The organism is Streptomyces sp. NPDC028928 (genome assembly GCF_055564915.1).
The window spans coordinates 908,951-934,803 of record NZ_JBVHVI010000001.1; the positions used below are offsets into that span (position 1 = coordinate 908,951).

The window sequence follows — 25,853 nt, forward strand, 5'->3', positions numbered from 1 at the left end:
TCGGATCCTCACCGTTCGTGGTCGTGGCCGCCGGCAGCGGCGTCCTCGTCGTAACCGTCGCCGTCGCCGTCGCCGTACGCGGCTTCCTCCAGTTCGCTCAGCACCTGTTCCTCCACGAGTTCCGCCAGGGCGGCGACGGTCCGGGAGACGAGGACGTCGCGGGGGGTGAGCGTGACGCCGAACGCGTCGTTGGCGCGGGAGGCGATGAGCAGGGCGCGCATGGAGTCGCCGCCGAGCAGGAAGTAGTCGTCCTCGGCGCCCACGGCCGTCTGGAGGGTCTCCTCCCAGACGGCCGCCAGCGCCTCCTCGGTGGGCGTGCGGGGAGCGACGTACCCGGGCCGCGGTTCCTCCTCGGCCGGTGCCGGGGCGGGCAGGGCGGCCCGGTCGGTCTTGCCGTTCTCGGTGAGCGGGAAGCGGTCCAGCACCATGAACGCCGAGGGGACCATGTGACCGGGCAGGGAGCGGGCGGCCAGCTCACGCAGTTCGGTGGCGGCCGGCGGTTCGGCGCCGGGTGCCGTGAGCAGGTGGGCGACCAGGCGGGGCTGCCCGGGTTCGTCCTCGCGTACGGTCACCACGGCGTCCAGCACGCCCGGATGGCGGACCAGGGTGGCCTCGACCTCGCCCGCCTCGATGCGGTGGCCGCGCAGCTTCAGCTGGTGGTCGGTGCGGCCCAGGTAGTGCAGTTCGCCGGCGCTGTCGCGGCGCACCAGGTCGCCGGTGCGGTACATGCGGGTGCCGGGCGGCCCGAACGGGTCGGCGCGGAACCGGGCCGCGGTCAGCCCGGGCCGGCCGAGGTAGCCGCGGGCCAACGCCGGTCCGCTCAGCCACAGTTCGCCGGCGACACCGTCGGGGACCGGCCGCAGCCGGGCGTCGAGGACGTAGGTGCCGGTGGCGGGCAGCGGGCGGCCGATGGGGGGTGCGGCGCCGTCCGCCGCGAGGGGCGCGGACCAGGTGGCGACGACGGTGGCCTCGGTGGGTCCGTAGGAGTTGACCATGCGGTGGTGCGGGGCCCAGCGGGCGACGAGTTCGGCACCGCACGCGTCGGCGCCGACGATCAGCGTCTTCAGGTCGGGCAGCGTGCCGGGCGCGTCGGCGGGCACGGTGGCGAGCGCGGCCGGCGGCAGCAGGGTGTGCGTGATGCGCCCGGCCCGCAGCGTGTCGGCCAGTTCGGCGCCGAGCAGCGGGCCGGGCCGGGGTACGACCAGCCGGGCGCCGTGCGGCAGGGACATGCACAGCTCCAGCACGGAGGCGTCGAAGCTGGGCGTGGCGAAGGCCAGCACCCGGTCGCCCGGGGCGACCTGGTAGTGGGCGGCCTCGGCGGCGGAGAACGCGGCGAGCCCGCGGTGCGTGACGACGACGCCCTTGGGGGTGCCGGTGGAGCCGGAGGTGTAGATGACGTAGGCCGGGTCGTCCAGGTCGAGCGGGCGGGTCCGGTCGGCGTCGCCGGGCCGGTGTCCGGGCACGTCGTCCGGTGGGGCGGCGAGCAGGTCCGCGACCTCCTTGGCGTCGAGGGTGAGGGCGGGTGCCGCGTCGCGCAGCATCAGGGCGATCCGTTCCTCGGGGTAGGCGGGGTCGACGGGCAGGAACGCGGCACCCGCCTTCGCCACGGCGAGCTGTGCCAGCACCATGTCCGCCGAGCGGGGCAGCAGCAGCGCGACGAGGTCGCCGGGTCCGGCGCCCCGGGCGATGAGCCGGTGCGCGAGCCGGTTGGCCAGCGCCTCGGCCTCGGCGAACGTGAGGAGCGTGCCGGGCGCGTCGAGCGCGGGGGCGGTCGGCCACCGGTCGACGGCGGCCTCGACCAGGGCGGGCAGGGTGGCGGCGGGCACCGGGCCGAGCGCCGGGCGGGCCGGGGCGTGCAGCAGCCGGTCCCGTTGCGCGGGCGGCAGGATGTCGAGGTCGTCCAGGCGGGCGGTGCCGTCCGAGGCGGCCAGGGCGTCCAGGGTGTGCAGCAGCTGTCCGGCCAGCGAGGAGGCGGTGGCCGCGTCGAAGTACCGGGCGTCGTAGCCGAGTTCGACGGCCAGCCGGTCGCCGGGCGAGACGACCACGGTGAGGGGGTAGTTGGTGGCCTCCCGGGCGTCCAGGTCGCGCAGGGCGAGCCCGTGCGCCCCGGCGGTCGTGTCGCCGACCGGGTAGTTCTCGAAGACCACGAGACTGTCGAACAGCGGTGTGCCGGGAGGCAGTCGGGTGAGGCCGTGCAGCGCGTTGAGCGGCAGGTGGTCGTGCCGGCGGTCCTCGGCGCGGGCCTCCTGCACCGCGCGCAGCCAGGCGGCACAGCCGGCGCCGCCGTCGACCACGGTCCGGGCGGGCAGCGTGGTGATGAACAGGCCGGTGATGGTGTCGGCGCCGGGCAGGTCGGCGGGCCGGCCGGAGACGGTGGCGCCGAAGCACACCTCGCGTTCCCCGCTCCATCGCGCCAGCAGCAGCGCCCAGGCGCCCTGCACCAGCGTGTTGAGGGTGAGCCGGTGCCGGCGGGCGAACTCCGTCAGCTGCCGCGTCCGGTCGGTGTCGAGCCGTTGCGACAGCCAGGTGCCGGAGCGGGCCGTGGCGCCCGGGGCGGGCCTGCGGTCGTACGGCAGCGGGGTCGGCGTGCCGAAGCCGGCCAGGACCTCGCGCCAGTGCTCCTCGGCGGGGCCGGTGTCGCGGGCGGCCAGCCAGGCGGCGTAGTCCGCGAACGGCCTGCGTTCGGGCAGCCGGGGCCGTTCGCCGCGGGTGAGGGCGGCGTGCGCGGCCATGACGTCGGACAGGACGTGGAAGACGCTCCAGCCGTCCAGCAGGACGTGGTGGAAGGTCCACACCACGCGGACCGCGTCCGGGCCGAGCCGGACCAGGGCGAGCCGCAGCAGCGGGGCGCGGTCCAGGGCGATGCCCCGGGCTCGCTCGCCGGCGAGCAGACGCTCCAGCTCGGCCTCCCGCCGGTCTTCCGGCAGCCCGCTCCAGTCGTGCTCGGTGACCGGCAGGGTCACGCCCCGGTGGACGACCTGGAGCGGCACGGGTACGCCGTGCAGGGCGACGGAGGTGCGCAGCACCGGGGTGCGGTCGACGACGTGCTGCCAGGCGGCGGCCAGCGCGGCGAGGTCGTGGGCGCCGTCGGCGACGAAGGTGATCTGCTCGACGTACAGGCCGTGTTCGGCCTCGTCCAGGCCGTGCATCACCATGCCGGTCTGGGTGGGCGTGAGCGGATACACGTCCGTGACGTCCGCTCCGTCGCCGACGAGGCGGTCCACGGCCGTCTGGTCCAGCGGCGCGAGCGGGAAGTCGGACGGGGTACGGCCGCCCGCGCCGGGTTCGGCGCAGTGCCGGACGATCGCACGGAGTTCACCGGCCAGCTCGGCCGCCAGCCGGGCGACGGTCTCCCGCCGGTGCACGGAGCGGGAGTACGACCAGGTGAACTCCAGCTTCTCCTCGGTGATCTGGCCGAGGACGTCGAGGAGGAACGGCCGTCCGGCGGCGTGGTCCATGCCGCCGGTGAGGCCGCCGTGGGGTGCGTGCAGCAGCCCGCCCGGGGCGGGGGTCCCGTCGGGCCGGCCCAGGTAGTTGAAGCAGACCGGCGGCAGGGCGGGCAGCTCGCGGCCGGCCGTGGGGTGCAGGAAGCGCAGCGCGCCGTAGCCGAGTCCGCCGTGCGGTACGGCCCGCAGGTTCTCCTTGACGGCCTTCAGCGCGGTGCCGGTACCGGCGTCCCGGGGCACGTCCAGGGCGACCGGGTACATCGCGGTGAACCAGCCCGCGGTGCGGGCGAGGTCGAGGTCCTCGAACAGGTTCTCGCGACCGTGGCCCTCCAGGGTGACCGCCACCCGGTCCCGGCCCGTCCAGCGGGCCAGGACCCGGCCGAGCGCGCACAGCAGGACGTCGCCCACGCGGGTGCGGTAGGCGTCCGGCACGTCCTGGAGCAGCCGGCGGGTCTCCTCGGCGTCGAGTCCGGCGCTCACGCTCTCCTCGTCGGCGACGGTGTTCGCGCCGCCGGGGTGGTCGGCCGGCAGGGAGGTGTCGGTGTCGAGGCCGCGCCAGTGGGCGAGTTCGGCGTCGAAGCCGCCGGCCTCGGTGTGCGCGGCGAGCCGGCGGGCCCAGTCCCGGAACGAGGTGCTCTTGGCGCCGAGGGCGGGGCGCTCGCCGTCCCGCAGCGCGCGGTAGGCGGTGTCCAGGTCGTCCAGGAGGATCCGCCAGGACACGGCGTCCACCACCAGGTGGTGCGCGGCCAGCAGCAGCACCGGCCGGCCGCCGTCGTCCGGCCGGCACAGCGCGGCCCGCAGCAGCGGCCCGCCCGCCAGGTCGAAGCCGGCGCCGAGGGCACGGGCGACCTCGTCCGGCGCCGCCCGGTGATGCACCTCCAGGTGCGGGGCCGCGTCACCGGGCGCGGTGCCGTACTGCCGCCACCGTCCGTCCCCGGCCTTCTCGAAGCGCAGCCGCAGCGCGTCGTGGTGCTCCAGTACGACGGCCAGGGCGGCCCGCAGCAGCCGCTCGTCGGGGTCCGTGGCCAGCTCGAAGGCGACCGTCTGGCTGAAGTGGGCGGGGTCTCCGGTGAGGGTGTCCAGGAGCCAGTGCTGGACGGGGGTGAGCGGGGCGTCGCCGGTCACCGGGCCCTGCTCGGCGGTGACCGTGGAGACGGCCGAGTCCGGCAACCGCTCGGCCGCGGCGGCGAGTTCGGCGAGGGTCTGGTGGGTGAACAGGTGCCGGGGGGTCAGGGCGAGTCCGGCCCGGCGGGCGGCGGAGACGATCCGGATTCCGAGGACGGAGTCGCCGCCGAGCGAGAAGTAGTTGTCGTCGGCGCCGACTTCGGGTACGCCGAGCACCTCGCACCAGATGGCCGCGAGGGCCTGCTCCGCCTCGGTACGCGGCGGCCGCCCCGCCTCCCCGCCGGCCGCGGCGGCCCACTGCGGTACGGGCAGCGCCCGCCGGTCGAGCTTGCCGGTGGCTCCGAGCGGCAACCGCTCCAACGGCACGACGAGGGCGGGGACCAGGTGGTCGGGGAGGCTGCCGGCGAGGAAGGCCCGCAGTTCGGCGGGGTCCGGCAGGTCGGTGGTGCGGGGCACCACGTAGCCGACGAGGCGGCGGTGGCCGGTGTGGTCGACCACCCTGGCCGCTGCCGCGGCCACGGCCGGGTGCCGGGTCAACGCGGCCTCCACCTCGCCGAGTTCGATGCGGAAGCCGCGCACCTTCACCTGGTCGTCGCCGCGGCCCAGGTAGACGAGGTCGCCGTCGGACGTCCAGCGGACCAGGTCGCCGGTGCGGTACATGCGGCTGCCGGGCGGGCCGAACGGGTCGGGCAGGAAGCGGGTCGCGGTGAGGCCGGGGCGGCCGAGGTAGCCGCGGGCGACACCGGTTCCGGCGAGGTACAGCTCGCCGGGCGCGCCGACGGGTACCGGGCGCATCCGCTGGTCCAGGACGTAGGCGCGGGCGCCGCCGAGCGGCCGGCCGATCGGCGGGTCGCGGTCGGGGTCGGCCGGGTCGCAGGTGAAGGCGGTGGCGTAGACGGTCGCCTCGGTGGGGCCGTAGATGTTGCGGACCTCGCTGCCGGGGACGGCGTCGCGGACCCGGCGTACGGTCCGGGCGGGCAGCCCCTCCCCCGCGAGGACGACGGTGTCCGCGGTGATCCGCACGGCGTCCTCGGCGAGCAGCCGGTCCAGGGCCGACGGCACCGCGCTGAGCAGTCCGGCCCGCCAGGGGCCGGGGCGCTCGGCGAGGGCCAGCAGGTCGCGGACGATCTCCACACAGCCGCCGGACAGCAGGGGCGAGAAGATCTCGAAGACCGACACGTCGAAGTTGAGCGAGGTGGAGGCGATCACATGGGCCAGGCCCCGGCCGGTGAACTCGGCCGCCGCCCAGTCGGTCAGGGCGAGCACGGAGGCGTGGCTGACGACGACGCCCTTGGGGCGGCCGGTCGAGCCGGAGGTGTGGATGACGTAGGCGGGGTGGCCGGGCAGCAGGGGGCCGTGCCGTTCGCCGTCGCCGACCGGGGTGTCCGGCACCTCGGTGTCCGGGTCCTCGTCCAGCAGGATCCGGGTGAACGGGCCCTCGGGCAGCCGGCCGGCGGTCTCCGTGGCGGTGATCACGGCGTCGGGCCGTACGTCCTCGAAGAGGAACGCGACCCGCTCGGCCGGGTACTGGGGGTCGACCGGGAGATATCCGGCGCCGCTCTTCAGCACCGCGAGGAGTGCCACGACCAGGTCGGCGGTGCGGGGCAGGCAGAGGGCGACGAAGTGCTCGGGGCCGGCGCCGGCGGCGATGAGCCGGCGGGCCAGCCTGCTGGAGCGGGCGTCGAGTTCGCGGTAGGTGAGGCTCGTGTCGCCGTGGCGGACGGCCGGGGCGTCCGGGGCGCGCTCGGCCTGCCGCCGGAACGCCTCGGGCAGGGTGCCGTACGGGGCCTCGGCCGGCCTGCCGCCGAACCGGTCCACCAGCGCACGCCCCGCGGCCGGGTCCAGCAGCGGCAGGTCGGCCAGGCGGCGGTCGGGGTCGGTGGCCATGCCGGTCAGCAGGGTGCGCAGGCTCTCGCCGAGTGCCTCCACCGTCGTGGTGTCGAAGACGGCCGGGTCGTGATCCAGGTTGACGGCCAGGGTGTCCCCGGGCGCGACGACCACGCTGAGCGGGTAGTTCGTCGGCTCGACGTCCCGTTCCTGTTCCATGGTGAGGCCGTGCCGGGCCAGCGCGCCCTCGTCGAAGGGGTAGTTCTCGAAGACCACGATGGAGTCGAACAGGCCGGTGCCGCCCGGCACCTCGCTCCAGGACTGCACCTGGGCCAGCGAGACGAAGTCGTGGCGCCGCGCCTCGGACTGGGCGCTCTGCAGCTCGCGCAGCCAGTCCAGCAGCGGGCGGTCGCCGTCGACGCGGGCCCGGGTGGGCAGGGTGTTGATGAACAGGCCCACCATCGAGGTGACGCCCGGCAGTTCGGCGGGCCGTCCGGAGACGGTCGTGCCGAACACCACGTCGTCGCCGCCGCCGTAGCGGGACAGCAGCAGCGCCCACGCGCCCTGGAGCACGGTGTTGAGGGTGAGCCCGGCCCGCTGGGCTGTCTCCCGCAGCCGCGCCGAGACGTCCGGGCCGAGGGTCATCCGCACCGACCCGGAGGAGGAGGCGCGGTGGGCCTCGGCGGGCCGCCGGTCCCGGGGCAGTTCGGTGGGGGCCTGCAAGCCGGCGAGGGTCGTACGCCAGTACGCCTCGGCCCGGCCGGTGTCCCGCCCGGCCAGCCAGCGCAGATAGTCGGCGAAGGGCCTGCGCTCGGCCACCTGCGGGCGGCGCCCGGAGGTGAGGGCCGCGTACCGCTCGCACACCTCGTCGAAGAGCTGGGCGGCGCTCCACCCGTCGAGGAGGACGTGGTGGAAGGTCCACAGCAGGCGGACCCGGTCCGGGCCCAGCCGGATCAGTGTCAGCCGCATGAGGGGCGCCGCGCCCAGGTCGATGCCCGTCTCCCGGTCCTCGGCGAGCAGCCGGTCCAGGTCGTGTCCGTGGCCGCCGGACCAGTCGAGGTGGGTGACGGGCACGGTGGCCCGGTGCCGGACGACCTGGAGCGGCTCCGGGGTCTCCTGCCACACCAGGCCGGTGCGCAGCACCGGGTTGGCGTCGGCGGTGTGCTGCCACGCCTCGGCGAGCGCGTGCGGGTCGGTGACGCCGGACAGCACCAGTTGCACCTGGTTGACGTAGGTGCGGCCGGCGGGGTCGAGCAGGCTGTGGAAGAGCATGCCCGCCTGCATCGGGGTCAGCGGGTAGACGTCCGCGACGTCCCGGCCGTCCCCGGCGATCCGGTCCACGGCGGCCTGGTCCAGGCGGGCCAGCGGGAAGTCCGACGGGGTACGGCCGCCCGCGCCGGGCCGGGCGCAGTGCGCGACGATGTCGCCGAGGGCCCGCAGCATGCCCTGGGCGAGCGCGGTGACGGTGTCCTCGCGGTGCCGTCCGGCGCTGTAGTACCAGGTGATCTCCAGCCGGTCGTCCTCGACCCGGGCCACGACGTCCAGCAGGTGCGGCCGCTCGGTGCCGGGCGCCTCCGCGCCGTCCAGGCCGGCGGGCACCGCTCCGATCAGGGCACCGCCGTCGGCGGACCAGTCGAAGCGCCCCAGGTAGTTGAAGGCGATACCGGGCGCGGGCGCGCCGGTGAGCGTCGCCTCGCGGGCGAGGTGGCGCAGGACGCCGTAGCCCAGTCCCCGGTCGGGTACGGCCCGCAGCTGCTCCTTCACCGACTTCAGGGCGGTGCCCCAGTCCCCCGCCGGGACCGTCAGGGCGAGCGGGAAGAGCGAGGTGAACCAGCCGACCGTGCGGGACAGGTCGACGTCCTCGAAGAGCTGGTCCTCGCGGCCGTGCCCCTCCAGGCCGACGGCGACGGTGTCGCGTCCGGTCCAGTCGGCGAGGACCCGGCCCAGCGCGGTGAGCAGGACGTCGTCGACACGGGTGCGGTAGACGCCGGGGACGCGGCGCAGGAGGTGGTCGGTGCGCTCGCGGTCCAGGCGGACGGTGACCTCGCGGACGTCGGCCGCGGTGTTGCCGCCGTCGCGGTCCACGGGCAGCGGGTCGGCGCAGGCCCGGGCGGCCCGCTCCCAGTGGGTGAGCTGTGCGGTGAAGCGGCCGTGGTCGCGCAGCCGGCGGGCCCACTCCCGTACGGAGGTGGTGCGGGCGGGCAGCCGTACGGACTCCCCGGACGCGGCCTGCCGGTAGGCGGTCTCCAGGTCCTCCAGCAGGATCCGCCAGGAGACGCCGTCGACCACCAGGTGGTGGGCGAGGAGCAGCAGCCGGGCGGTCCGGGTGCCGTCGGCGGTGAACAGCCGGGCGGTGAACACCGGGCCGGTGTCCAGGCGGAGCCGGGAGTGGGCCTCCGCCGTGACGCGCTCCTCGTCCTGCGGGCCGTGCACCTGGAGCAGCTCGGGAACCGGGCCGTCGGCGTCGGCGACGTCCTGGCGCCAGGCATCCTCGCCCTCGCCGTCGAGGACGAACCGGGCGCGCAGGGCGTCGTGGTGGGTCCACAGGGCGGTGAGGGCGCGGCGCAGGGCGTCCTCGTCCACCGGGCCGGCCGTCTCGATGACGACGGACTGGTTGAAGAACCCGGCGTGGGCCGGGCGCGGGTCCAGGAACCAGTGCTGGATCGGGGTGAGGTCCGCCGCACCGCAGACCGGTTCGGTGCCGGCGACGGCGGGCGCCGCGTCCCCGCCGGCCGCGGCCAGCTCGGCCACCGTGGGGTGCCGGAAGAGGTCGCGCGGGGTGAGCGTGAGTCCCGCGGCCCGGGCCCGGGAGACCACCTGGATGCTGAGGATCGAGTCGCCGCCCAGCATGAAGAAGTTGTCGTCCACGCCGACCCGTTCGACGCCGAGCAGCTCGGCCCAGATCCCGGCGAGGATCCGCTCGGTCCCGGTGCGCGGGGCGCGGTGGCCGCGCTCGCCGCCCGCAGACCAGTCGGGTGCGGGCAGCCGTCGCCGGTCGACCTTGCCGTTGGCGGTCAGCGGCAGCTCCGGCACGGTGACGAACGCGGCGGGCAGCATGTAGTCGGGCAGTCCGGCCGCCAGGTGGGCGCGCAGTTCGCCGGCGGAGGGCGTCACGGCACCGTCGGCCGGTACGAGGTGGGCGGCGAGCCGCTTGCGTCCGGCGTCCTCGTACAGGGAGACGACGGCCTCGGCGATGCCGGAGTGGGCGGTGAGGCGGGCTTCGATCTCGGCGGGTTCGACGCGGAAGCCGCGGATCTTGATCTGGTCGTCGGCGCGGCCGACGAACTCCAGCTCCCCGTCGGCGCTCCAGCGCACGATGTCGCCGGTGCGGTACATGCGGGTGCCGGGCGGCCCGAAGGGGTCGGCGACATAGCGGGCGGCGGTCGCCCCGGGGCGGCCCGCGTAGCCCCGGGCGAGTCCCGCACCGGCGATGTACAACTCGCCGGGGATGCCGGGCGGCTGGGGCTGGAGGGTGGCGTCCAGGACGTACGCGCGGGTGTTGTCCAGCGGGCGTCCGATGGGCAGCACGGCGGGCAGCGGATCGCCCGGGCGGAAGACACGGCGGGTGGCGAAGGTGGTGGTCTCGGTGGGTCCGTAGCCGTCCACGACGGTCAGGCCGGGGCAGGCGTCCAGGACCCGGCGTACGACCGCACCCGGCACGGCCTCGCCGCCCGTCCACACCTCGCGGGCGCCGCGCAGACAGCCGGGGTCCTCCTGGGCCAGCAGGCGGAACAGCCCGGCGGTCAGCCACAGGCAGGTCACGCCCCGCTCCGTGACGGCGCGCCGGACCTCGGCGGCGTCCAGGTCGGCCGGCGGGGCGAGCACGGCCGTGCCGCCGCGCAGCAGCGGCACCCACACCTCGTAGGTGGCGGCGTCGAAGGCGTGCGGCGAGTGCACGAGGACCCGGTCGTGCCCGGCGAAGGCCCGGTCCAGGGCGAGGGCGACGACGTCCCGCTGGCGCACCGCGACCCCCTTGGGGGTGCCGGTCGAGCCCGAAGTGAACATGAGGTACTGGACGTTGTCGGGGTGGACGGCGTGGAGCGGCACCGGAGCCTGTGCCGCGCCGGTGGTGTCGTCGGCGCGCAGCACGCCGTCGCCGGGCAGCAGCTCCCGGGCGGTCTCCTGCCAGCCGGCGTCGGTGAGCAGCAGGCCGGCGCCGGCCTCGGCCAGCGTGCGGCGGAGCCGTTCGACCGGTGCCCTGCCGTCCAGCGGCACGTACACCCCGCCGGTGCGGACGAGCGCCAGCTGCGTGACGATCAGGTCCACGGAACGGTCCATGAGCACGCCGACGGCGTGTTCCGGCCGCACCCCGAGCCCGGCCAGGCGCACCGCCAACTTCTCGGCGCGCGCGTCCAGTTCGCGGTAGGTGAGGCGGGTGTCGCCGGCCTCCAGGGCCACGGCGCCGGGGGTGCGGCGGACCTGTGCGGCGAAGAGGTCGGCCACGCTGGTGTCGGGGAGGGGGGTGGCGGTGTCGTTCCAGGCGTGCAGCACCTGCTCGCGGCGGTCCGGGGCGAGCAGCGGGAGCCGGGCGGGCGGGCGGCCGGAGCCGGCGGGCATGTGGGTGAGCAGGACGGTCAGGTACTCGGCCAGCCGCTCGGCGGTGCCGGCGTCGAACAGCTCGGGGTCGTAGCCGAGGCGCAGCGCCAGCTCGGGGCCCGGGTAGGCGGTGAGGCTCAGCGGGTAGTTGGTGGTCTCGACGCCCTCCAGGCCGCTCAGGGCGAGTCCGTGCGCGGCGGCGAGGCCGTCGTCCACCGGGTAGTTCTCGAAGACCACGATGCTGTCGAACAGGCCGACCCGTTCGGGGAGTTCGGTGAGCGCCCGGATCCGGGTGAGCGGCAGGTGGTCGAAGCGCCGGTCCTCGCTCTGGTCGTGCTGGAGGGCGCGCAGCCAGTCGAGCAGGGTGCCGTCGCCGGGGACGGTGACCCGGGTGGGCAGGGTGGTGATGAACAGGCCGGTCATGAGGTCGGCGCCGGGCAGCTCGGGCGGCCGTCCGGACACGGTGGTGCCGAACACCACCTCGTCCCGGCCCGACTGCCGGGCCAGCAGCAGCGCCCAGGCGCCCTGCACCAGCGTGTTCAGGGTCAGGCCGGACGTCCGCGCCAGCTCCTTAAGCGCCCGGCTCGCGGCCGCGGGCAGCGTGGCCCGGACCGCGTGCGTGGACTCGGCGCGGTGGGCCTCGCGCGGCTCACGGTCGTACGGCAGCGGGGTGGCCTCGGCCAGGCCGGACAGGCGGTGACGCCAGTGCCGTTCGGCGGCGGCCGGTTCGCGCTGCCGCAGCCAGGCCACGTAGTCGCGGTACGGCGGGCGGTCCGGGAGGGCGTCGGGGGCGGTCCCGGCGTGGTGGGCGAAGACGTCCGAGAGCACCTGGAACAGGCTCCAGCCGTCCAGGAGCAGGTGGTGGAAGGACCAGACGACGCGCACCGCGGTGTCGGAGACACGGGCGAGGAGCAGGCGCTGGAGCGGCGCCCGCCCGAGGTCGATGCCGTCGGCCCGGTCGCGGGCCAGCACGTCGTCCAGCCGGGCGCGGCGCTCCTCGTCCGTCAGGTCGCGCCAGTCCAGGTGGGTGACCGGCACCGCCGCGTGGCGCTGCACGACCAGCAGCGGTTCGGGTACGTCCTGCCAGACGGCCCGGCCGCGCAGGACCTCGGTGCGGTCGGTCACGTGCTGCCAGGCGGCGGCGAGGGCCCGCGGGTCGGGGACGCCGTCCAGGACGAACGTCAGCTGCTGGAAGTAGACCCCGCGGTCGTCCTGGGACAGGCCGTGGAAGAGCATGCCCGCCTGGGTGGGCGTGAGCGGGTACACGTCCGCGACCGCCGCCGGGTCCGCGCCCGTGATCCGGTCGACGGCGGCCTGGTCGAGCCGGGCCAGCGGGAAGTCCGAGGGGGTGCGCCCGGCGGCTCCGGGCCGGGCGGCGTACCGGGCCAGGTCGGCGAGCGCGTCGGCGAACCGCCCGGCCAGGTCCGCGACCGTGTCCTCGTGGTGCAGCCGGTCCGAGAAGAACCAGGTGAACTCCAGGCATTCGTCGACCAGTCGGCCGACGACCTCCAGGGCGTGCGGGCGCCGGGCCGCCGGGTCGGCGTCCAGCTCCAGCGGGCGGACCGTGCCCCGGTACAGGCCGTCGGGATCCTCCGGGAAGCCCATCCGGCCCAGGTAGTTGAAGCTGATCTGCGCGTCCGGGGTGCTCGGCGCCGCCTGCGGACCGGCCAGGTGGCGCAGCGCGTCATGGCCCAGGCCGTGCCGGGGTACGGCACGCAGCTGCTCCTTGACCCGCTTCAGTACGGCGTCCCAGCCGGCGTCCTCCGGGACGGCGAGCGCGACGGGGTACCGGGTGGTGAACCAGCCGACCGTCCGGCTGAGGTCCAGCTCGGGGAAGAGTTCCTCGCGGCCGTGCCCCTCGACGTCGACCACGACCCGGTCCCGGCCGGTCCCGGCGCACAGCGCCCGGCCGAGGGCGCCGAGCAGGACGTCGTTGGCCTGGGTGCGGTAGGTGTCGGGCAGGGTGCGCAGCAGGGCCGCGGTGTCCTCGGGGCTCAGCCGCACGGTGACCGCGCGCTGCGAGCCGTAGGTGCCGGGGCCTGCCGGCACCGCGGGCTCCGTCTCCGGGACCGCCCGGGCCCAGTACTCCCGCTCGTCGTCGAAGCCGCCGTCCGCCGCGTGGGCGTTCAGCCGGCGGGACCACGCGCGCAGCGGCGAGGACTTCGCGGGCAGCGCCGCAGCGCCGTCCTCGCCGGCGCGGCGGGCCCGGTAGGCGCGGTCCAGGTCGTCCAGCAGCACCCGCCAGGAGACGCCGTCGACCACCAGGTGGTGGACGGCGAGGTGCAGGACGGGGGGCCGGCCGGGCCCCCGGTCGTGCAGCACGGCCCGCAGCAGCGGCCCGCGCGCGAGGTCGAAGGGCCCGAAGTGGGGGGTGTCCGCGTCCGGGCCGGTGTGGCGGGCCAGGTGGAGGCGGGGGGCCGCGCCGTCGATGTGCCAGCGGACGCCGGGGGCCGCGTCGTCGGCGACGAAGCGGGAGCGCAGGGCGTCGTGGTGGGCGACCAGGTCGTTCAGCGCGTCCTCCAGGGCCGCGGGGTCCAGGTCGTCGGGCACCTGGACGGACAGCGCCTGCGCGTAGTGGCCGGCGCGCTCGGCCAGGGCGCCGAAGAACCAGCGCTGGATCGGGGTCAGGGGAGCCGTGCCGGTGGCCGACTCCGGTGCGGGGGCCGTCTCGCGCGGGCCCTGGGCCGCGTCCGCGCAGCGGGCGAGCGCGGCGACCGTCTGGTGCCGGTAGACGTCCCGGGAGGTCAGCGGCAGGCCCTCCTGCCGGGCGCGGGCCACCACCTGGATGCTGAGGATCGAGTCGCCGCCCAGTTCGAAGAAGTTGTCGTCCACGCCGATGCGTTCCACCCGCAGCACCTCGGCCCAGATCGCGGCGAGGGCGCGCTCGGTGGGCGTGCGGGGCGCGACATGCCGTACCGCGCGCACGGCGGGGCCCGGGTCGGGGAGCCGGCCCCGGTCGAGCTTGCCGTTCGGGCTGAGCGGCAGGCCGTCCAGCACCAGCACGGTCGACGGGACCATGTAGTCGGGCAGCGTACGGCCGAGTTCGCGGCGTACGGCCTCCGGTTCCACCCGCTGCCCGGCGGCCGGGACGACGTATCCGGCCAGGCGGCGGTGGCCGTCGCCGTCCGTGGTGGCGACGGCCGCCGCCTCGGCCACGCCGGCGCAGCCGCGCAACGCCTCCTCCACCTCGCCCAGTTCGATGCGGAAGCCGCGCACCTTGACCTGCTGGTCGATCCGGCCCACGTACTCCAGGGCGCCGTCGGCGCGGCGGCGCACCAGGTCGCCGGTGCGGTACATCCGCTCCCCCGGCGCGCCGAACGGATCGGCGACGAACCGGGCCGCGGTCAGCCCCGGCCGGTTCAGGTAGCCGCGGGCCAGGCCACCGCCACCGAGGTACAACTCGCCGGTGACGCCGACCGGTTGGGGCCGCAGGGAGCCGTCGAGGACATAGGCCCGGGTGAGCGCCACGGTGCCGCCGATGGGCGGGGCCTGTTCCGGCAGCCGGTCGCCGGCGAACCAGGCGGTGGCGTACACGGTGGCCTCGGTGGGCCCGTAGATGTTGGCGATCCGGCACCCGGGCAGGGCGGCGCGCAGGTCGTGCAGCGTCTGCGCGGGCAGGGCCTCACCGGCGAGGACGACGGTGTCCGCGGTCACGGGGGCCGTACCGCCCGCGATCAGGCGGGAGACGACGGACGGTACTCCGCTGAGCAGCCCGGCCCGCCGGGGACCGGTGCCGTCGGCGAGGGCCGGCAGGTCGGCGACCACCTCGACGGTGCCGCCGGCCGTCAGCGGGCACAGCAACTCGAAGACGGAGACGTCGAAGTTGAGGGAGGTCGAGGCGATCACATGGTCCAGCCCCGCGGCCCCGAACCGCTCCTCGGCCCACGCGGCCAGCGCGACGACACTGCGGTGGGTGACCACGACCCCCTTGGGGCGGCCGGTGGACCCCGAGGTGTAGATGACGTACGCGGGATGGTCCGGCAGCAGCGGGCGGGGCCGGTCGGCGTCGGTGAGGTCCGTGTCGGGCACGGCCGGGTCGGCGCAGTCCTCCAGGAACAGCGGGTCGCAGTCCGCGGGCAGCGCGGAGGCGGTCTCCCGGGTGGCGATCACGAGGGCGGGCCGCGCGTCGTCGAGCATGAGGCGGACCCGCTCGGCGGGATAGCCGGGGTCGACGGGGAGATAGCCCGCGCCGGAGGTGAGCACCGCCCACAGCGCGGGTACGAGGTCGGCGGAGCGCGGCAGGCACAGCGCGACCAGGGTCTCCGGGCCCGCGCCGCGCGCGAGGAGCAGCCGGGCGAGCCGGTTGGCGCGCCGGGCGACCTCGGCGTAGTCCAGCCGGACCGGGCCGCAGGTCACGGCGGTACGGTCCGGGGTCCGGGCCGCTTGGGCGTGGAACAGGCCGGGCAGCGTGGCGTGCCCGGTGTCCCGGGCCCGGCGGGCGGGCGGGTTCCAGGCGTCCACCAGGGTGTGCTGCTCCTCGGCGGAGAGCATGGGCAGCTCGGCCAGGGTGCGGCCCGGCCCGTCCGCCATGCCCTCCAGCAGGCGGTGCAGATGGGTGGTCAGACGGGCCACGGTGGTGGCGTCGAACAGGTCGGTGTTGAACTCGGCGGTCAGCACGCAGCCGCCGTCCGTGTCCGGGGTGAACTCCAGCACCAGGTCGAAGCGGGCGGCCGGGCGGGGCAGCGGGTGCTCCGTGAAGCGCACCCCGCCGGAGAGCGGCGGCTCGGGGAGAGCGGTCTGCTGCACGACGAGCGCCTGCACCAGCGGGGTGCGGCTCGGGTCGCGGGGCGGGGCCAGCTCCTCCACCACCCGGTCGAAGGGCACCCCGTCGTGGGCGAAGGCGTCCAGCACCGTCGTCCGCATGCTCTCCACGAACCGGTCCACGGTCGCCCGCTCGTCCACCTCGCCGCGCAGCACAACGGTGTTGGCGAAGAAGCCCGGCACGTCCTCCAGGTCCCGCCGGCCACGCCCGGTGGTGACGGTGCCGAACGCGACGTCCCGCTGCCCGGAGTACCGGGAGAACAGCAGCGCGGAGGCGCCCGCGAACAGGGTGAACACGGTGGTGCCGCGCCCGGCGGCGAGCTGCCGCAGCCGGGTCACCAACTCCGCGGGCAGCGGGTGCCGGTGGGCGGCCCCGGCGGTGGTACGGACAGCGGGACGCGCCCGGTCGGCGGGCAGCTCGAGCTGCTGAAGACCGGCCAGATGCCGCCTCCAGTAGGCGAGGTCGGCGACATCCGCGTCACCGCCCCGCTGCCGCGGCTCCCACAGGGCGAAGTCGGAGTACTGCACGGCGGGTTGCGACAGGCCGTCGGGCTCGCCGGTGGCCTCCGCGTGGTGGAGGGCGGCGAGTTCACGGGTGAGGACGCCCACGGACCAGCCGTCGGTGACGATGTGGTGCTGGGCCAGGAGCAGCAGGTGGTCCTCGGCGGCGAGCCGGACGAGCAGGGCCCGGGTGAGCGGGCCGGCCGCCAGGTCGAAGGGGCGGCTCAGCTCCTCGGTGAGCAGTGCCTCGGCGGCCTCGGTGCGGCGGGCCTCGGGTACGTCGGTGAGGTCGGCGGTCCGCAGCGGCAGGTCCGGCTCCGGTGCGACGCGCTGGACGCCCTGGCCGTCGGCGGTGGTGAAGGTGGTGCGCAGGGAGGCGTGGCGGGCCGCGAGGCGGTGCAGGGCACGGCGCAGCGCGTCCGGGTCCAGGGGACCGCGCAGCCGCAGGGACACGCCGGTGTTGTACTCGGTGCCGCCCGGGTTCAGCTCGTCGAGATACCACAGCCGTCGCTGCGCGCTGGACAGCGGCAGGGTGCCCTCGTCGGGGGCCGGGGGGATCGGCTCCGGCGGTGCGGCGGCCGACGGGTCGCCGAGCAGCGGGGCCAGGCCGGCGATCGTCCGCGCGCTGAACACGTCCCGCACCGTCAGCCGCACGCCCAGCTCGTCCCGGATCCGGGCCAGCACACGGGCGGCGAGGATCGATTCGCCGCCCAGCTCGAAGAAGTCGTCCGTCACCCCGACCGCGTCGACGCCCAGGGTCTGCGCCCAGATCGCCGCGAGTGCCCGCTCCTGATCCGACCGCGGCGCCACATGCCCGCCCACCACAGCCCGCCCGGGCGCCGGCAGCGCCCGTCGGTCGACCTTGTGCTGCGGGGTGAGCGGCATCCGCTCCAGCACCACGATGGCCGACGGCACCATGTGAGCGGGGACCAGGGCGGTTACGGCGGCCCGGAGGGCGGCGGGGTCCAGGGGGCTTGGGGAGGGGGTGGGGGTGGTGGAGGGGGCGTGGGTGGTGGAAGGGGCTGGGGTAGTGGAGGGGGCGGGGGTCGACCGGGCAGTAGGGGCGGGCGAGTTGGCGGGGCTGGCCGGAGGTGCCGAGGCGGTGGGGGCCGACGGGCCGGTGGGGGCCGACGGGCCGGTCGAGGCTGCCGGGCCGGTCGAGGCTGCCGGGCCGGTGGGAGGGGCCGGGGCGGCGGAGGGCGCGGAGGCCGACGGGCCGAGGGGAGCAGCCCGGTCGGCGAAGGAGGCCGAGGCCGACGGGTCGACGAGGGCCGCCGGGCCGACGGAGGCCGCCGGGTCCACGGAGGCCGCCGGATCGGCGGAGGCGGCAGAGGCTGGCGGGCCGACGGGAGCAGCCCGGTCGGGGAAGGCGGCAGAAACCGACGGACCGACGGGAGCAACCGGGTCTACGCAGGCCTCAGAGGCCGACGGACCGACGGGAGCGGCCGGATCAACCGACGAAGCCGAGGCCAACGGGACCACAGGAGCGACCGGGTCGACGGGGGCGGCCGGGCTGGTCGAATCGGCGGACGCCGGGGCTCCGGCCCGGTCGGCGGACGCCGGTATTCCGGACGGAGCCGCGGGCGTCGGGGCCCCGGCCCGGTCGGCGGGAGCCGTGGGCGTCGGTTCGGTGGTCGGAGTGACGTAGGCGACGAGGCGCTGGTGGCCGGGCTCGTCCTCGCGGACGACGACCACCGCCTCACCGACCCTCCCGGCGCCGGCGCGGCGCAGGGCGGCCTCGATCTCGCCCGGTTCGATACGGAAGCCGCGGATCTTGACCTGCCGGTCCAGCCGGCCCAGGAACTCGAGTTCCCCGTCCGCCGTCCAGCGCGCCCGGTCCCCGGTGCGGTACAGCCGGGCGCCGGGCGGGCCGAAGGGGTCGGCGACGAAGCGGGCGGCCGTCAGCCCCGGGCGGCCCAGATAGCCGCGGGCCACCGCGTCGCCCCCGACGAACAACTCGCCGTCCGCCCCGGGTGGTACCGGACGCAGCGCCGCGTCGAGGACGTGCACCCGGGTGTGCGGCAGGGCTCCGCCGATCGTCGGCGTACCCCGGCCGGCGGTGAGCGGCCCGGTCCAGGTGGCCACGATCGTGGCCTCGGTCGGACCGTAGGAGTTGATCATGCGGCGCCCGGGTGCCCAACGGTCGACCAGCCCCGCGGAGCAGGCCTCCGCGCCCACGATCAGCGTGCGCAGATGGCGCGCGGTGCCCTGCGCCGGGTCGGGCAGGGTGGCCAGCGCGGCCGGCGGGATGAGGGCGTGGCTGATGCGGTGCTCGTCCAGGACCGCGGCGAGTTCGTCGCCCAGCCAGGGCCCGTGCGGCGGTACGACGAGCGTGGCGCCGGACAGCACGGAGACGCACAGCTCCAGCACGGACGCGTCGAAGCTCGGCGAGGAGAACTGCAGCACGCGGTCGCCGGGACCCACCGCGTACCGTTCCGCGGCGGCCGTGGTGAAGCCGCCGATGCCGCGGTGCGTGACGGTCACGCCCTTGGGGGTGCCGGTGGAACCGGAGGTGTAGATGACGTAGGCGGCGTGGTCCGCGTGGACTTCGGCCTCGGCCACCGCCCCGCCCCCGGTGTCCAGCAGTTCGCCGACCCGCTGCGGATCGTCGAGGGTGACGGCGGGCGCGGCGTCGGCGAGCATCAGCGCGCGGCGCTCTGCGGGATAGGCGGGGTCCACGGGCAGGAAGGCGGCGCCCGCCCGGGCGACGGCCAGCTCGGCCGCGATCAGCTCCATGGAGCGAGGCAGGACCAGGGCGACGACCCGGTCCGGCCCGGCTCCCCGCCGGGCCAGGTGTACGGCCAACCGGTCGACGCGGTCCGCCAGTTCGCGGTAGGTCCAGGTCCGCCGGCCGTCGGTGAGGGCGGGTGCGTCAGGGGTGCGGGCCACCCAGGCGGTGAACAGCTCGCCGAGCGTCGGATACGCCGGAGCCGCGTCGCCTTCCGGCGCGCCGGCGGCGGGGCCGGCCTGCGGCGGCAGGGAGGACGCCGGTGCGGGCTTGTCGTGCAGGTCCGTCATGGGTGAAGTCCTTCGGAGAGCGGAACGATGCGGCGCCGGGCCGGGGCAAGGGGGCGGTGCGCTGGATCGGGATGGCACACCGGATGTGCGCGACGACGGTGCGGCGGTACGGGAGGGGTACGGGGGTGCCGTGCCGGGTCCGACGAGGTGACCCTGCACGGGCCGGGACGGGCCGGGACGGGACGCCCGACGGTGACCCGGCGCGGGGCGGAACGGCCGACGGTGACGACTGGCCGGAGACGATCACCTGACTCGTACGACCCCCGGTCCGGGCCGCCCCGCCGCCCCCCGTGGGCGACGAAGCGATCCGGCCTGGGCCCCACGCCCGGGTGACGGCCCCGCAGGCCCGGGTCCGAAACCGAGCCGGGTCCAACCGGCCCAAGCCGAGCCCAGCCGGCCGGCGACGGCCGTCCCGAAACCGACACGCACTCGCACCCGCACCCGCACCCGCACTCAGCCGTCGGCGACCCGGCAGGCCATGCGTCCCGAGATCTGCACCCGGTCGACCCGGCCGGAGGCCGGATCGCGGTGGAACCGGCCGCCGGGTTCGACGCGCCCGGTGTCCGGATCGAGCAGGTCGCAGGAGAGGTCGGCGTAGCAGACCAGCGGGATGGGGAGGTCACCGTCCACCGACAGGGCCGGCGCGCCGTCCGGTCCGGGCGCGACGCGGTACGTCGTGGCGCCGTTGCGATAGGTGCCCAGGCAGTCGGGCAGCTCGACGGGCCGGCCCCGGTCCACGGACCGCGCGCCGGCGGGCTCCGCGGGCACCCGGATGCCGGTCAGCCGGCCCAGTTCCCCGGCGAGGTCGCGCCACAGCGCGGTGGCGCCCGAGGAGTTGCCGGTGAAGGCGACCACGACCCCGCTCTCCGGGTCGGCCCGCAGATGGCAGGACGTGCCCTGGGCGTTGCCGTCGTGCCCGCACCACACGCGGTCGCCCCGCTGGTACAGGGCGAGTCCCGCGCCCCAGCCGTCGGCCAGCGCTCCCGGCCGGGCGGCGGCCTCGGGGCGGCGCATCTCCTTGGCGACGGCGGGCGGCAGCAGGTCCGCCCGGCCGATCAGCGCGGTGCCGAACGCGGCCAGGTCCCGGGCGCTCGCGAGCAGCGCACCGGCCGGCGCCTCCAGCGGCGCCAGGTTCTGCCGGGCCGGACGGGCCTGCCCGGTCGCGGTGTTGACGGCGTGTCCGGCGGCGACGGGACGGGCGGGCGCGCTGTCGCCGACGAACACGGGTATGACACCGAGCGGTTCGAGGAGCAGCGCACCCACCGCCTCGGTCCACGGCATTCCGGTGACCGTCTCGACCAGCCGTCCGGCGGCGACGTAGCCGGCGTTGGAGTAGGAGAAGTCGGTCCCCGGCGCGAACAGCGCGTCGCGGGTGGTGCAGACGGACGCGAGGTAGCGGGCGGCGGTGGTCGTGGCGGCGGTGTCCGAGTCCGGGCCGGTGGGTAACCCTCCGGTGTGGCTGAGTAGGTGACGTATCGTCACCTCAGGTGTACCGCACAGCTCGGGGAGGTGTGCGGCGGCGGGCTCGTCCAGGTCGAGGTCGCCGTCGTCGGCCAGGAGCATGACGAGCGCGGCGGTGCAGGGCTTGGTGAGCGAGCCCAGCGGGACCGCCGTGTCCGCGGTGAAGGGGCTGCCGGTCGTGGTGTCGGCCGTGCCGGTGTGCACGGAGAGGACGTCCGTGCCGGTGTCCAGGGCGAGTTGGGCGCCGGGCACCCGGTGGGTACGGGCGAGGGCGTCGAGACGGTCCTGCAGTTCCTGGTGTAACAGGGACGGCGTCCGGGAGGCGGCCGGAGCGGCGGGGATGGTGTACGGCATGAGAAGGGGACTCCCGTTGGGTGGGTCTCATGTGCGGGTGTGCCGGTGCGGCCCGGGCACGAGCGGTGTGGGGGCCGGCCGGGGGCGCTGCGCGCGCCCGGGCTACGGTCTGCCGACCTCGACGGGCAGATGCCGTACGCCGATGATGACGGCCGGGTTCTGGTAGGCGATGTCCTCGTAGGAGGGGATCACCAGGGTGCGGAATCGTTCATGCAACATGCGCAGGGCGATCCGCGCCTCCAGCCGGGCCAGCGGCGCGCCGAAACAGAAGTGGATGCCGTGCCCGAAGGTCAGATGGGGATTCGGGTTCCGGGTCGCGTCGAAGGCGTCGGGCGCGTCGAAGCGGGCGGGATCCCGGTTGGCGGCGCCCAGGTGTGCCATCAGGAGTGCGTCGGCCGGGATGTCATGACCGCCGAGAGTCACGGGACGGGTGACCCGGCGGCCCAGCTCAGGGAAGGGCGGCAGCCAGCGCAGCACCTCCTCGACGGCGGCCGGGATCCGCGCGGGGTCGGCGCGCAGCGCGGCGTCGGTGCCGGGGTGCCGGTCGAAGGTGACGACGGCGTTGCCCAGCAGCGCGGTCGTGGTGATGTGTCCGGCGACCAGCAGCAGTGCCACGAACCCGACCATCTCCTGGTCGGCGAGGCGGACGCCGTCCACCTCGGCGGAGATGAGTCTGCTGGTGAGGTCGTCGCCGGGGCGGGCGCGGCGGGCGCGGATGTGGTCGAGCATGTAGTCGTTCATCTCGCGCACGGTGGGGGCGATGGCCTCCAGCGCCCGCTCCAGATCGGCCATGTCGGGCGCCTCGCCGAGCTGGTCGCCGCCGAACAGGACGCTCGCCCACTCCTGGAAGAGGCGGTGTTCCTCGGCCGGGATGCCGAGCAGTTCGGCGATCACGATGATCGGCAGGGGATAGGCCAGGGCGTCGACCAGGTCGAAGCGGTCGCGGTCGGCGACCTCGTCCAGCAGCCGGGCGGCCACGGCCTCGATGCGCGGGCCGAGCCCCTGGACGACCCGCGGGGTGAACGCCTGGCTCACCAGGGTGCGGAGCTTGCGGTGCTCCGGCGGGTCCATGCCGACGAAGTTGCCCTGCCGGAAGGTCTCGAAGTCGGACTGGGTCGGGGTGAGGGCGGAGAGGTCGGAGGAGTACGTCGCCGGGTCGGCGAGCACGGTGGCGACGGACTCGTGGTCCAGCACCTGCCAGACCCCCTGCTTCTCGTCGTACCGCACCGGCCCGGTCTCGCGTAAGCCCCGCCAGCGTTCGGGTAACTCCTCCAGGAGGAGCCGTTCGCCCGTCGGTTGCCTGCTGATCACCTTGTCTCCTTGCTAGCGCGTACGGGCATGGAGGAGTCGCCCACAGGGGGCCGGCCGCGGATGGTTCCGGGCATGGCGGCGCCCCCGCTGCCGGGATGTCGGACGGACGGTACGAGGGCGCGACCCGCGTGGCCTCCTCGTGCGCGGCGGCACGGTTCGCCGCCGCCGGTCGCCGTCAGGGTTGGCCGGAGGCCCTCGCCGCGTGCGCTGAACCCTCGGCGCACGCGGCGAAGCTCAGCACATGCGGTGAAGGACGCGGCGGCTGCGCGGCCGGCCACGGCCCCGCAGCGAGCCCGGTCGTACGACGCGCCAACCCGACATAACCCATCCCCTCGGCGATACCTCCCGCGCGGCATGCGCGCGGGACCCTCCCGGCTCGTGAACGGACAGCGGGGCACGCGGCCCCGGGCCCTGTGAACGAGGTGTGAGAATACGCAGTCGCAGTGCATGCCGCCCCGCGATTGGCATGATGCGCACTCCCAGACACCTTCGTTTCGATGGAACTCGGCCACAGTCTTCACGGCGAGTCACGCGCAAGCAACCCCCAGAAGTTGAACGGAGAGTACTTCGCCTGTGCTTTTGCGTCACTGTCCGGCCACTTGGTGAGGCCCCCTGCGCGCCCGAGGCCGCGGCCGGATCGTCGCCCCCGCGTGTGCCCCGGCGCCTCGACCGCAAACCGGCGCGCGGGAAAAAGACCGCCGCCGGGTACCGGCCGACGCGCCGTCCCTCGCCCGTCCGCCGCGCGCCGGTGCGCCGCCCCCCGCCGTTCGACCGGTTGGCCGGACTGCCCCTGATCTGGGGTGATGATTCGGCCAGCGGACACTCCGGGGCCGCCGCCCGGCACGCCGACGACACGCGCGGCGCGCCACTCCGGCCCGTCCCCGACCCGCTCCGATCGCCCCCGCGCCGTCCGCCTCGGCACGCGCCCCCTCCGGCGACCGGACGGCCGGGAACCTCGGCCCGGGCGCGCAGAATCGGCCATCCAGGCGCGACAGGGGCGCACACGAGAAACTCGTACACCACCCGTGCTCCAGCCCAGCGTCCTGGCGCGGCCCCGCACCGGCGCTCCCGCCACGGGGCGCCCGGACCAGGCACGACGGGACAACACGCGGCCGGACGGCTCCTTCCGCTTCTCCCCTCGCTCCTCCTCCCCCCGCCCGCTCACCCCGGCGGCGCCCGCGCATGGTGCCCGGCCGGGGTATGCGTGTCGTCCGAGGCGGAGGGACAACCGGTGGAGCCTCCCGCGTGCTCGCCGTGCGCCGGGCGGCGCCGCGAGGGAGTCTGGTGCCCGGGATGCGACGCGCGGCCGTGCGAGGAGGTGGTCGGCGTGTCCGACGGGCCAGGGCCCAGGGGGGCGGCGCCGCCCGGGCAGCCGGTGCTGTCGCTCGCGCTGGCCACGCTGCTGGACGAGGTGGGGGCGCACTCCGGCGCGGTCTATCTGCTCAGGTCCGACGAACCGGTCCTGGAGATGGCGGTGATGGCGGGCATGCCCCGGGCGTTCGCGGCGCCGTGGCAGCGGGTCGGGCTGAGCGCGCCGATCCCGGTCGCGGAGGCGGCGCGCGGGAGACGGCTCGTCTGGGTGAGCGGCGAGGAGGAGATGGCCCACCGCTATCCGCGGATCTCGGTGGTGCTGCCGTACCCGTTCGCGCTGGCCGCGGCGCCCGTGGCGACGGAGCACATGGTGTACGGCGCGGTGTTCGTGACCTGGCCGGGCGCGCATCCGCCGGAGCTGTCGGACCGGGAGCGGGACCATCTGACGGCGGCCTGCGAACGGCTGGCGCTGCGGCTGGAGCGTGCCGCGCGGGAGGAGCGGCCGCTCGGCCACGAACCGGACGTGCTCGCGGTACCGGTGTCGGGCGTGGCGGGCGACCTGGGCACGGTCGAGGCGGCACGGATGGTGTCCCGGCTGCCGTACGGGCTGCTGTCGCTGGACCTGCACGGCCGGATCGGCTTCGTGAACCCGGCCGCCTCCGAGCTGCTCGGCAGGCCGTCCGGGGAGCTGCTGGGCACCCTGCCCTGGGTGTCGGTGCCGTGGCTGAACGACCCGATGTACGAGGACCGGTACCGCGCGGCGCTGATGAGCCAGCAGGTGACCTCGTTCGTGGCGCTGCGTCCGCCCGGCGAGTGGCTGTCGTTCCGGCTGTATCCGAGCACCACCGGACTGAGCGTGCGCATCAGCCGGGCCCGGGCGGTGGCGGAGATGGCGCGCGGGACTCCGCAGGCGGGTCCGGGACCGTCCCGGCTGGTGACGATCTCTCAGGTGCTGAGCCTGGCCGGTGCGCTGACCGAGGCGGTCGGGGTGCGGGACGTGGTGCAGCTGGTGTGGGACGAGGTGGCGCCGGCGGTCGGCAGCCAGGCGCTGGTGCTGCTGCGGGCGCAGGGCGGGCGGCTGCACGTGCTGGGGCACCGCGGCTACCCGCAGGCGCGCGTCGTGGAGCGGTTCGACGGGCTGCCGCTGTCCGAGCGGACGCCGGGCACCCAGGCCCTGAACAGCGGGGTGCCCGCGTTCTTCGACTCCCGGGAGCAGTTGGAGCGGCTGTACCCGGGTCGGCACGAGACCCCGGACGGCTTCGCGGCCTGGGCGTACCTGCCGCTGATCGCGTCCGGGCGGCCGGTCGGTGCCTGTGTGCTGGCCTACGCCGAGCCGCACCTGTTCCCCGCCGACGAGCGCGCGGTGCTCACCTCGCTCGGCGGCCTGATCGCGCAGGCCCTGGAGCGGGCCCTGCTCTACGACGCCAAACACCGCCTGGCGCACGGCCTGCAACAGGCCCTGCTGCCGCACTCGCTGACCCCGCCGCCCGGCATCGAGGCGGCGGCCCGCTACCTGCCGGCCACCCACGGCATGGAGATCGGCGGCGACTTCTACGACCTGGTGCCGACCCGCCCGCTGGCGGCGGCGGTGATCGGTGACGTCCAGGGGCACAACGTGACCGCGGCGGCCCTGATGGGCCAGATCCGCACGGGTGTGCGGGCGTACACCACGGTGGGGCAGGCCCCGCACGAGGTGATGAGCAGCACCAACCGGCTGCTGATCGATCTGGGTGCGGACCTGTTCGCCAGCTGTCTGTATCTGCGGCTGGACCCCGCGCGGGGGCGGGCCGTGATGGCCCGGGCGGGTCATCCGCCACCGCTGCTGCGCCGGCCGGACGGGCGGGTGCGGGTGCTGGACCTGGCCGGGGGACCGCTGCTGGGGATCGACGCCGCGGCCGTGTATCCGACGACCGAGGTGTCCCTGGCTCCCGGCGCGGTGCTCGTCCTCTACACCGACGGACTGGTGGAGTCACCCGGTGTCGACATCGAGGACGCGCTGGCCGGCCTCGGCGCGCTGCTCGCGGACGTCGGCGACCAGCCGCTGGAGAGCCTGGCGGACGACGTGGTCCGGCACAGTACGGCGGAGCGGCAGCGGGTGGACGACGTGGCGGTGCTGTTGCTGCGGGCGCGAGACGACGGCTGACGCGGGCGGACCGCTCGCCGCCTCGCCACGCTCAGCCGTCTCCCCGCACTCAGCGGTCT

At 75.8% G+C, this 25,853-nt stretch carries 4 protein-coding genes; 1 reads left to right on the top strand and 3 read right to left on the bottom strand.

Annotation, left to right across the window (positions count from 1 at the left end; all coding sequences use genetic code 11):
- Positions 1-8: 8 nt before the first annotated feature.
- The 3 genes from ACZ4U1_RS04015 to ACZ4U1_RS04025 all read right to left on the bottom strand — a co-directional run bounded on the left by ACZ4U1_RS04015 (position 9) and on the right by ACZ4U1_RS04025 (position 22,340).
- Positions 9-19,214 (bottom strand): non-ribosomal peptide synthase/polyketide synthase, encoded by a 19,206-nt coding sequence (locus ACZ4U1_RS04015; protein WP_467899273.1) that lies wholly within the window; start codon positions 19,212-19,214, stop codon positions 9-11.
- Positions 19,215-19,667: 453 nt separating this feature from the next.
- The gene (locus tag ACZ4U1_RS04020; protein WP_467899276.1) at positions 19,668-21,029 is read right to left on the bottom strand and encodes a serine hydrolase domain-containing protein; all 1,362 of its coding nucleotides are present in this window, start codon (positions 21,027-21,029) and stop codon (positions 19,668-19,670) included.
- Positions 21,030-21,131: 102 nt separating this feature from the next.
- Positions 21,132-22,340, bottom strand: coding sequence for a cytochrome P450 (locus ACZ4U1_RS04025; protein ID WP_467899278.1), 1,209 nt, complete (start codon positions 22,338-22,340; stop codon positions 21,132-21,134).
- Positions 22,341-23,658: 1,318 nt separating this feature from the next.
- Here ACZ4U1_RS04025 and ACZ4U1_RS04030 point away from each other — a divergent pair.
- Positions 23,659-25,794 carry a PP2C family protein-serine/threonine phosphatase gene (locus ACZ4U1_RS04030; protein ID WP_467899281.1) on the top strand — a complete coding sequence of 712 codons (2,136 nt, stop codon included), beginning with the start codon at positions 23,659-23,661 and terminating at the stop codon, positions 25,792-25,794.
- Positions 25,795-25,853: the final 59 nt, after the last annotated feature.

Coding starts and splice junctions, on each gene's coding strand:
- ACZ4U1_RS04015 (WP_467899273.1), bottom strand. CDS start 19,214: ATGACGGACCTGCACGACAAGCCCGCACCGGCGTCCTCCCTGCCGCCG.
- ACZ4U1_RS04020 (WP_467899276.1), bottom strand. CDS start 21,029: ATGCCGTACACCATCCCCGCCGCTCCGGCCGCCTCCCGGACGCCGTCC.